The organism is Bacteroides pyogenes DSM 20611 = JCM 6294 (assembly GCF_000428105.1).
Classification (GTDB): domain Bacteria; phylum Bacteroidota; class Bacteroidia; order Bacteroidales; family Bacteroidaceae; genus Bacteroides; species Bacteroides pyogenes.
Window position 1 is genome coordinate 38,944 of record NZ_ATZH01000034.1, and the last position, 9,875, is coordinate 48,818.

Here is a 9,875-nt window from a genome sequence, read left to right on the forward strand (position 1 = left end):
AACCCAATGGAAACCGTGTGCCAATGCAAAATCGGCGCACGGCAACCGGGATTGTGTCCGCAAAGCAAAATTGGGGCTTGAATGCGGAAGATACGGTGGATATAACCGTTGAATCACCTTTCCCCCAAACGTACAACATTGGTGACAAAATCACCATATTTGGACGTGATTACAAGTTGAACCGCTTGCCGTCTGTAAAAAAGACAGGAATGCACGAATTTCAATATACGTTGCAATTTGAGGGTGTGCAATATGATTTATTCCGTGTGACCTATGATTTGACCATTGACACAACCACCAACGTATTGCAAGACGTGCAAGGTGACACCCTAACGGGCAATTTGCGCCGCTTCATGCAAGTTCTTATTGCCAATGCCAACCGCGTATTCCCCGGCAAATGGAAGTTGGGGAAATGCCCGGAAACAATCGGCGACAAGACATTGACGTTTGGTGAATCTGACAATTGCTTGTCGGTATTGCAGAACCTTTGCGGTCAATCCAACTTCAATGTAGAATTTGAAATTGAACAAGCCAATGGAGTTTACACGGTCAATCTTTATGAACGTGTCGGACAAACTTTGCCATATAAATTTGAGTATGGCAAAGGACGTGGATTGTATGATTTGCACCGTGAAAATGTTTCATCCTCAAACATTGTTACCCGGTTGAAAGTTTATGGTTCATCCGAAAATATCACATCAAAATATCGTGCCGACCGCCTTTGTTTGCCGGGCAAGACAAAGGGGCAATCATACATTGAAAAACCCGAAATGGTGGCAAAATATGGCATATTTGAGGGGCGCAAGAACTTTGATAATGTCAAGCCGACATTCACGGGGGCGGTTGAATCGGTGGTTGATGTGTTCAGCTTCATAGATAGAACATTTCCTTTCGATTTGAACGCAAAGAATGCAAGTGGCGAAACATTGTATCTTGTCAATGGTGTGGCGGCAAAAATCCACTTCAATACGGGGAATCTTGCCGGATATGACTTTGAAATTAAGGAATACAACCATGCCAAAAAACAATTCACACTTCGGAAGTTCACAGACGACCGGGGCGATGTGTTCCCATCCGAAACATCATTGGCATTCCAATTCAGTGCGGGCAACGAATATAAAATTCTTGATGTAGCATATCCAAGCGATATTGAAGCAGCCGCCGAAACCGAATTGGCAGAAGTGGCAAATAAATACTATGACCAAAATTGCCAACCAAAGGTGCAATATGGGTTGAGTGTGACCAAGGCATACTTGAAAAAGATTGTCGGAACGGATGATTCGATAATGAATTTCTTTGCCCCCGGTGACTTCTTGCAAGTGGTGGACAAAGATATTGACGTGGACAAGGCGATTCGCATAAAATATTTTGTGCGCAATATCCTTGACCCTTACGATTACACCCTTACCATTTCGGACATTGCCACAAGTGCATCAATAACCAACCGTGTGATTTCCGACTTGATAGAAATAGACAAGATTATTTCAATAAACAACCTGAAAGACCCCACCCGTGCCCGCGCCAATTGGCGGTCAAGTCGTGAAGTGTTGGACATGGTTTTTGACCCGGAGGGCGATTATTACACCGACAAGATAAAGCCAAATTCAATTGACACGTTGGCATTGTCTGTTGGTGCTAAATCAATGCAATTCGGCTTGACAAATACCGTATTTCAACCGAATTATAATGGCAATAAGAATGTCGTTAAGTGGCAAGGCGGTGTCTTGACACATTACACCATCAATGAAGAAACGGCGGTATCTTGGGTTCTTGCAGATGGGCAAATTACACTTGCCAAGGATGATGATGCCTATTACATTTATGCGAAATGTGAAAAGGTGGGGCAAGCCGGAACAATCATATTCACGAAAGAGCAACACAAAGTGGATGATGATGCCAACTATTACCATTTTTGGATTGGTGTTATCAATTCGGTTGATATTGAATTAAAGGCACGTTCCATTGCCTTGACTTATGGTTTTACAATGGTAAATGGTCGTTTCATCAAAACGGGTCGCATTGAATCCGCCGATGGAACAACATATTTTGACCTTGACAATTCCGAAATAGGCGGTCGAATCGTGTTCACTTCAAATGGCGAGCAAAAAACGCTTGAACAATTGGGCGCGGAATCTTTGGAAAGCAAGGACTTTATCAACAACACCTTGCCGGGCTTGTTGTCGGAAATCCAAGCGCAATTGGATGGTCAGATTGAACAATTCTTCGATACATACGACCCAACCTTGGATAATGCCCCGGCAAGCGAATGGATAACATCGGAGTTGAAGGAAAATCACCTTGGCGACTTGTTTTATAACACAGACACGGGCAAGGTGTTCCGCTTCATCAAGAACGGCAATACTTATTCGTGGCAAGAATTGCGGGATTCAGAAGTTGCACAAGCATTAGCAATTGCAAATGATGCTTTGAAACTTGCCGGAACAAAGCGGCGAATTTTCACTTCAACCCCTTACACCCCTTATGAAGTGGGCGATTTGTGGGTTCAGGGTGCAAGTGGTGACATTATGCGATGCAAAACCGCCCGTGCATCCGGGTCTTATTCATCCGGCGATTGGGGAAAGGCTTCAAAGTACACCGACGATTCGGGCTTGAATGACTTTATCAATAGTTCATACAATAGCGATATTGCTGACATTTTGGAGCAAATAGATGGAAAGGTTGAATGTTGGTTTCAAACTACCGACCCGGCTTCATCTTGGACAACAATAGCCGTGAAGAAAAAGCACGTTGGCGATATGTGGTATCATACCTCCAAGAACGAATTGAAGTATTACACAAATTCGTATGCTTGGAAAAAGGTAGAAGATGCCAAAGCGATTGCAGCTTATGAAGCGGCAAGCCAAGCACAGGATACCGCAGACAGTAAAAGGCGTGTGTTTGTCGTAACCCCCTATCCACCTTATGAGGTTGGCGATTTGTGGGTTGACGGAAAGGAGTTGCGCCGATGTATCACCAAGAAGACATCTTCACAGTCTTACAATGTGAATGATTGGGATATTGCCGTGTATTATGACAATACACAAACAACCATTGATGGCGGAATTGTAACGTCTGGCACAATTCAGGTTGCGGGAGACAATCAAAGTATTCTTGCAGGTATGACGGGGCAAGGAACAACGGCAAGTTCGGTTCGCTTTTGGGCGGGCGCATCATTTGGCAATCGAGCGACCGCGCCTTACAGGGTTATGCAAGATGGTTCGGTTGTTATGACCAAAGCCACCGTTGAGGGTGTTATAAATGCAATATCCGGCTATATTGGCGGCTTCAAAATCCAACAAGGGCAAATCGGTTATGGTTCTTCATCTGAACAAGATTCAACGCAAGGATTGGCGTTGTTGCGCGATTTTATCCGTTTTTACAATGGCTCGCAAAGGGTGTTGTTGGGATGCCTTAATTCTTTGGGCTATCCGTTTAATGGTCTGATGGAATTGACCGGGATAATGGGAACGGTGCTTGAATTGCATCATAAATATGCAAAAACAAGTGATGAGCAATATGAAACATGGTATCGTCCCAAAGCCCTTGGGGTGTATGGAAATCAATTCAACATTGGAAAAGTAGCGTTTTTTGAAAGGGGGTACATCGGAGTGGCATACTCGGACACGATTGTGTCCTATATCGGAATCACCCACAAGTTCTTATTTACAGGCACGGGGACATCTTTCATCGGGGTAAATCTACCCACCAAATCGGATATAGACACCCTTACAGATAATGCAGTTGTGCAATTCGATATTGAGATTGTTTGTGACCATATAATGCCCAATAAGGTGAGAATTTATTCAAAAAGTGGGGCATATATCTATAACAATGATGGAAAGGCGATTTCCGACGGGATTAACATGGAGAAAGGCGATGTTTTGCGCCTGCGCTATTATAACGGAGCTTGGAATAAGGTGTATTATCATAACTAATGTACATGTATGGCAAAAATTCTTTTGGCAAAATTTGAAAGTGTGGATTCCCCACTTGACTTGCGGCAAGTAGATACCGCACAAGGCGCCTACATAACGAAATTAAGAGAATCCGGCTTTCTTGATTTCGTCGCAAGTGAGCAACCGATGGCAGAACCGGGAGAATCGGTTATCGAATCACTTGAAATCATAGACGGAAAGTTGATACAATCTTGGGTCGTTAAAAGCAGTATCTAAATAATTAAGCGTTGGTAAGTTATGTCCAACTTATCCACCTTGTGTTATAATAACGCATTAAATGAATATTTTTGTATCAAAACCTTATCAATTATGCGCGAAACAAGAAGTGGCGAATACGTTTCCGCCCAAATAGGAAAAATGGGAGCTATTAACGGATTAAGCGATGGCGATTTCACCTTGCCGGACGGTCAAGTGTTCAATGTCAAAAATGACGGTTTGCAGCCCATAACATTATCGGTGCAGCTTGCCGGAATGAGTGATGGGGATTTCATAGAAACGCAATTTGAATGCGGTTGGAATCCTGAAATAATTAAGACAGTGAAGCAAACTTCATTGTCGGGTACTAATTTAAAATGGGGTTACTAATATGGGACTTTTAATTGGTGTCGGCGGAACAAAGCCGCAATTCGCCTATGATTATTATTATGGCATCGAATGGGATATAACCGTTTCCAATCCGAAGCCAACGCGCATTGGAAAGATGGAGTTGCACAAGGAATTGCCCTTGCAATCATTGATGCGTCGGTGTATCTTAAATGATGATGGTAGTGTGAATTATTACTTGCACGCCAATGATTCAACTAAACGTGATAATGGTGCAGTCGCAAACCTAACGGGCAAGGATGGGCAATATATGGTAGAATTGCCGGATATGTATGTGCGTTTTGAAATGGATGGTAATAAATGCCGCCACTTGCAATCAACGCAACCATTACCCGGTTTCCATCTTTGGCGAAAAGGCTATGTTTCAGCGGTGGAAGCGACCGTACAACGGTCAACCAACAAACTTGCCGCCGTTTGTTCTATGGATGCAGATTACCGCGGTGGAAATAATGATGCTTCACGTGATGGAACAGCCAAAACGCAACTTGGTATGCCAGCAACGGCAATATCATTGACCAATTTCCGTGCGTATGCCCGAAAGCGTGGCACAACTGAATGGAATTGCAATCTATATCATACACACCGCAAGTTATGGTGGTTGTATGCCGTTGAATATTGCACATTTGATTCACAAGACACATTTAATGCAGCACTTGATGAAAGTGGTTATCGCCAAGGTGGATTGGGTGCAGGTGTAACAAATTTGAATTGGGGTAAATGGAGCAATCTAAATGGCAATTATCCCGTTGTCCCTTGTGGCAAAACAAACAGTCTTGGAAACAAAACGGGAGTGGTAGAATACACATTGCCCAATGAATACGACCCCGGCAAGGAAACAAAAGTTAGTGTTCCGTCATACAGAGGGGTTGAAAATCCTTTCGGTCATGTGTGGAAATGGACTGATGGTTGCAAATGCTTGATTCAATCAGAAGCAGATGGCGGCTTGTCTGAATTTTACGTTTGTGACGACCCGGCAACATTCACAAGTTCGGGTGTGGCAAACTACAAATTTCGCGGTAATTTACCCCGAAAAGAGGGCTATGTAAAGAAGCTGATTCTTGGTGAAGATGGCGAGATTATGCCATTGGAAGTTGGCGGTGGTTCGACCACCTATTTGTGTGATTACTTTTACACAAGCATTCCCGAAAGTGGCGTAAGCGAACGTGGCGTTTTGTTCGGCGGTCCTGCGTATTCTGGTGCGAATGCGGGGTTCGTTTCTGCGTATACGACTCATACGGCTACGTATGCGCATGCGTATTTCGGTTCTCGGCTTTGCTTTGACCCGCAAATCGAAGCGGAGTGAAATGCCCAATCGAACCACAACAATTGAATGATGGAATTTTGATGATTGAATGAAATTAAATAAGGTTGTCCGATGTCGTGGCGTTTTGTTCAGCGGTAATGCGAATAATGGTGCGAATGCAGGGTTCGTTTATGCGAATACGAATAATACGGCTACGAATGCGAATGCGAATATCGGTTCTCAGCTATGCTTGTAAAAATATAGTTGCATATCGGAAACCTTGCCACAAAAACAGCCCAAACGGGGTTGAATGAGTTGGATGAATCCAACGGCAAAAAATATAATAAGTAAAACGGTTTTGGTAGGGATAACACCCGAAGAACCCTAATATACAAGCAAACTTGTGTTATAGTGATACAATGAAGCGAATTGGAAACATATTTAACGAAGTGATTTCACTTGAAAACTTACGTCTTGCCGATGAAAGAGCAAGGAAAGGCAAGTTGAAGTCATACGGTGTCAGGGTTCACGACAAGAACCGTGAAGCCAATTTGCTTGCTTTGCACGAAATTTTGAAAAACGGCACATTCAAGACATCGAAATATCACATTTTCACGATTTACGAACCAAAAGAACGTCTTATTTATCGGTTGCCATACTATCCCGACCGCATATTGCACCACGCAATAATGAATGTTCTTGAACCCGTTTGGGTTTCGGTGTTCAACAAGAACACATATTCTTGCATAAAGAATCGCGGAATCCATAAGTGCGCCAAGGACGTGAAACAGGCGTTGAAGCAAGACCCGGACGGCACACGGTATTGCCTGAAAATAGATGTTCGCAAGTTTTACCCGTCAATCGACCACGAGTTATTGAAAGGGGTTGTGCGGCGTAAAATAAAAGATGGTCGCCTTTTGGCATTGCTTGACGAAATCATTGATTCAGTTGATGGCGTGCCAATTGGCAACTATCTTTCACAATACTTTGCAAACCTTTTCTTGGCATATTTCGACCATTGGTTGAAAGAGAAAAAGCGGGTGAAGTATTATTGGCGTTACGCCGATGATATTGTGATTCTTTCACCGAACAAGGATTTTTTGCACGGATTGTTGCACGAAATCCGGGTATATTTACGCGACAATCTCAATTTGGCTGTCAAGCGGAATTATCAAGTATTCCCTGTGGAAGCAAGAGGTATTGACTTCTTGGGATATGTCTTTTATCATTCCCACACTCTTTTGCGAAAGTCAATCAAGCAGAAACTTTGCCGCCGGGTGGCGAAGTTGAACAAACGCAAGATTGTCCCGACAAAAGAAACTTATAAACAGCAAATTTGCAGTTGGTGGGGGTGGTGCAAGCATTGTGATTCAATCAATTTAGTGAACAAACTTTCAAAAACATTTCCGTATGAAATTAAATTCAATCGAAGCAAACGCGCATTATGATATGGCGCACGGTATGCCCGCGATTTTGGAGAAAGACAACGATGGTTCTTCAATTTATCGTTTCAACATCGAACCCGAAATGGGCATTCCTGATGGTCAGGAACAGGAAGTTCAAGTTGGTTGGAAGTGCTGCGAGATTCGCACATTCAATAAGCCCAATAAGGCGAACTTGAAGAAAGTAATTATCCGTTCAGTTCTTGATGAAACAGCAGAATTTGACCTTGTAAACAGCTATAACAAGCACGTTTTGGGCGTTGCCCCGGATGATAAGGCAGTTGCCGAATATAAGGAATATTTGCAATTCACCGAGGATTTGGACGTATTGTTGGTAAACACATTGTCGAACTAAACATTGAACCGAACAATAATGGCAAAATTTTGTGAACTTGGGATTGAATCGGACGTGGTTATTGGCAAGGGAATCGAGATTGAAGATTTGTTCGGTCGCCGAATCCTGATTGAAAAAACAATCATTCAGCCAACAAAATATCCGGGAAAGAATGCGTCCGGGTTGCGTATGCAAATGCAAGTTGTGCTTGCCACATTCAATGAATCACCAGACCAAAACGGCGATTATTACACTAAGAACCCCGATGGGACACCCGTTGGGGAAAGACGTTCTTGCTTTACCGGGTCGGACATTTTGATTTCTGCAATCCAAAAGGCGGAAATTAATTTGCCTGCAATTAACAAGAAACGAAATGAAAGTGGCTTGCCTTTTTTGTCTTTGTACCCAATGGACACTACCATTGTCAAGGTCGGAAAATGTTTTCAATTTACTTAATTAAAAAATGGAAAAAATAATTGTAACACTTTGGATGCTATTTGGCATCTACATGCTTGTTTTATTTGCAATTCTTGCCGATTTATGGTCGGGGGTTAGAAAAGCAAAGAAAAATGGAATTGCCCGGTCAAGCTATGGATTCAAACGAACCATTGATAAGATTGCAAGATATTATAACGTATTACTTGCTCTCACCGTTATTGATGCTATGCAGATGGCTTCAATATGGTATTTGGAAACTTATTATCAATATCGTTTCCCGATGTTCCCCTTTATAACCCTTTTGGGCGCTATTGGAATAGGGTTAATAGAAATAAAATCCATATACGAAAAAGCGGAAGATAAAGTAAAGATTGATAATGTTGCGGCGTTGGCGGGGCAAATTGTGGCACACAAAGATAATATAGATGCTATCGCAAGGGCTGTTAGTGAGTACATGAATAAAAAAGGAACAGAAGATGGCAAAAATTGAATTATTAGCCCCTTACATCAAGAAATGGGAAGGTGGCTTTGCGGATGACCCCGCTGATGCTGGCGGGGCAACGAATATGGGTGTAACGATTGCAACCTTTGAAGCCTATTGCAAGCGAAAGGCATACCCACGCCCGACTGTTGAGCGTTTGAAAAGGCTAACAGAAAATGAGTGGTTGGATATTCTCAAAACAATGTTTTGGGATAGATGGAAAGCCGACCTTATCACCTCACAAAAGGTGGCAAACATCCTTGTTGATTGGGTTTGGGGGTCAGGGGCGCATGGCATTCTTATACCTCAAAGATTGCTTGGTGTCAAGGTGGATGGCATTGTAGGTAAAAAGACGCTTGAAGCCCTTAATGCACAAGACCCGGACAAGTTCTTTCAAACTGTATTTGATGCACGCAAGAAGTTCTTGCAGGACATCACGGCAGGGAGTGTAAAACGCTATGAAGCAAGAATTGGGCGCAAGGCGACCGAAAAGGAGTTGTTGACGCACACCAACAAACGCTTCTTGAAAGGTTGGCTTAACCGATTGAATGACTTAAAAAGACTATGATATGAAAAAGGTTATTGCATTGGTTTTATGGATTGTGTTGCTTGTATTGCTTACATCGTGCAGCGCGACCAAGAAAGCGACAAGAACCAAGGAAATGCAGCTTGATAGTGTTGCAGTTGCCAAGGAAGTAACGGAAAGAACCGAAAAGGTTGTGGACACAACCCGAACGGAACATGGAAAAGTTACCATAACCGAAATTGAGTTTTACCCACCGACCACAACCCAACCACAAGGTGAACTTGCCAATCACAAAGATTCATCCAAAAAGACTTCAAATGAAACAAAGCCGATGGCAAGTATTGAATTGAATGATATTGGCAAGATGCAAGGTGTGGTGAAGTCAATCCGGCAAACGGTAATTCAATCTGATGTTCAGGAAAAGGGAGAAAGTAAAGAATCAAGAGAAAGTGACAATTCGGAGAATGCCGCCACCATGTCAAAGCAAGAAACAAACATGGATAAGCAGCAAGAACCGACCCCCGACCCCAAGCGTTGGCGGTACATCTTTTATATTATCGCCATAGGTGCGCTTGCGCTTCTTTACTTGAAACGTGTTCCTGTCCTGAATTGGATAAAAGGATTTTTATTGTGGTTACACCGTATTTTTATAAGAAAATATTAACTTTGCAATATCATTGTTGCAAAAGCTATCTAATCAATTAGATAGCATAAGTAGCCCGGCTTATGTCGGGCTATTCTTTGCTTATATATAAATGGTTTATAAATGTTAAATAGAGGGAGTTCGTGTACCTTTCCGTGTACCGCTCTTCTTAATATCCTGATAATCAATTGAAATCGTGGAGCGTATCG

The 9,875-nt window shown here is 42.7% G+C and carries 10 protein-coding genes; all 10 read left to right on the plus strand.

The window, feature by feature from the left end:
* Nucleotides 1-23 precede the first annotated feature (23 nt).
* The 10 genes from C234_RS16815 (at nucleotide 24) to C234_RS0109765 (ending at nucleotide 9,687) form a co-directional block, all read left to right on the plus strand.
* Nucleotides 24-3,935 (plus strand): phage tail family protein, encoded by a 3,912-nt coding sequence (locus C234_RS16815; protein WP_152532455.1) that lies wholly within the window; start codon nucleotides 24-26, stop codon nucleotides 3,933-3,935.
* 9 nt (nucleotides 3,936-3,944) lie between these two features.
* A complete protein-coding gene (locus C234_RS0109725) occupies nucleotides 3,945-4,172 on the plus strand; it encodes a hypothetical protein (RefSeq protein ID WP_027325600.1) in 228 nt (75 codons plus the stop codon).
* 93 nt (nucleotides 4,173-4,265) lie between these two features.
* On the plus strand, nucleotides 4,266-4,541 hold the full coding sequence (locus C234_RS0109730) for a hypothetical protein (RefSeq protein ID WP_027325601.1): 276 nt from the start codon (nucleotides 4,266-4,268) through the stop codon (nucleotides 4,539-4,541).
* 1 nt (nucleotide 4,542) lies between these two features.
* Nucleotides 4,543-5,862 carry a hypothetical protein gene (locus tag C234_RS0109735; RefSeq protein WP_027325602.1) on the plus strand — a complete coding sequence of 440 codons (1,320 nt, stop codon included), beginning with the start codon at nucleotides 4,543-4,545 and terminating at the stop codon, nucleotides 5,860-5,862.
* Nucleotides 5,863-6,221: 359 nt separating this feature from the next.
* The gene (locus C234_RS0109740) at nucleotides 6,222-7,250 is read left to right on the plus strand and encodes an RNA-directed DNA polymerase (RefSeq protein ID WP_027325603.1); all 1,029 of its coding nucleotides are present in this window, start codon (nucleotides 6,222-6,224) and stop codon (nucleotides 7,248-7,250) included.
* Nucleotides 7,213-7,599: a hypothetical protein gene (locus tag C234_RS0109745; RefSeq protein WP_027325604.1), complete on the plus strand. Its 387-nt coding sequence runs from the start codon at nucleotides 7,213-7,215 to the stop codon at nucleotides 7,597-7,599. Before C234_RS0109740 ends, C234_RS0109745 begins: the two co-directional genes overlap by 38 nt.
* Before the next feature lie 18 nt (nucleotides 7,600-7,617).
* Nucleotides 7,618-8,034 (plus strand): hypothetical protein, encoded by a 417-nt coding sequence (locus C234_RS0109750; protein WP_027325605.1) that lies wholly within the window; start codon nucleotides 7,618-7,620, stop codon nucleotides 8,032-8,034.
* A gap of 7 nt (nucleotides 8,035-8,041) precedes the next feature.
* Nucleotides 8,042-8,506 carry a phage holin family protein gene (locus C234_RS0109755; protein WP_027325606.1) on the plus strand — a complete coding sequence of 155 codons (465 nt, stop codon included), beginning with the start codon at nucleotides 8,042-8,044 and terminating at the stop codon, nucleotides 8,504-8,506.
* Complete coding sequence (locus C234_RS0109760) at nucleotides 8,493-9,065, plus strand: glycoside hydrolase family 108 protein (RefSeq protein ID WP_027325607.1); 573 nt, start codon at nucleotides 8,493-8,495, stop codon at nucleotides 9,063-9,065. Before C234_RS0109755 ends, C234_RS0109760 begins: the two co-directional genes overlap by 14 nt.
* Before the next feature lies 1 nt (nucleotide 9,066).
* Entirely contained in the window at nucleotides 9,067-9,687 is a 621-nt protein-coding gene (locus tag C234_RS0109765) for a hypothetical protein (RefSeq protein WP_027325608.1), read from the plus strand.
* The last annotated feature ends 188 nt before the right edge of the window (nucleotides 9,688-9,875 follow it).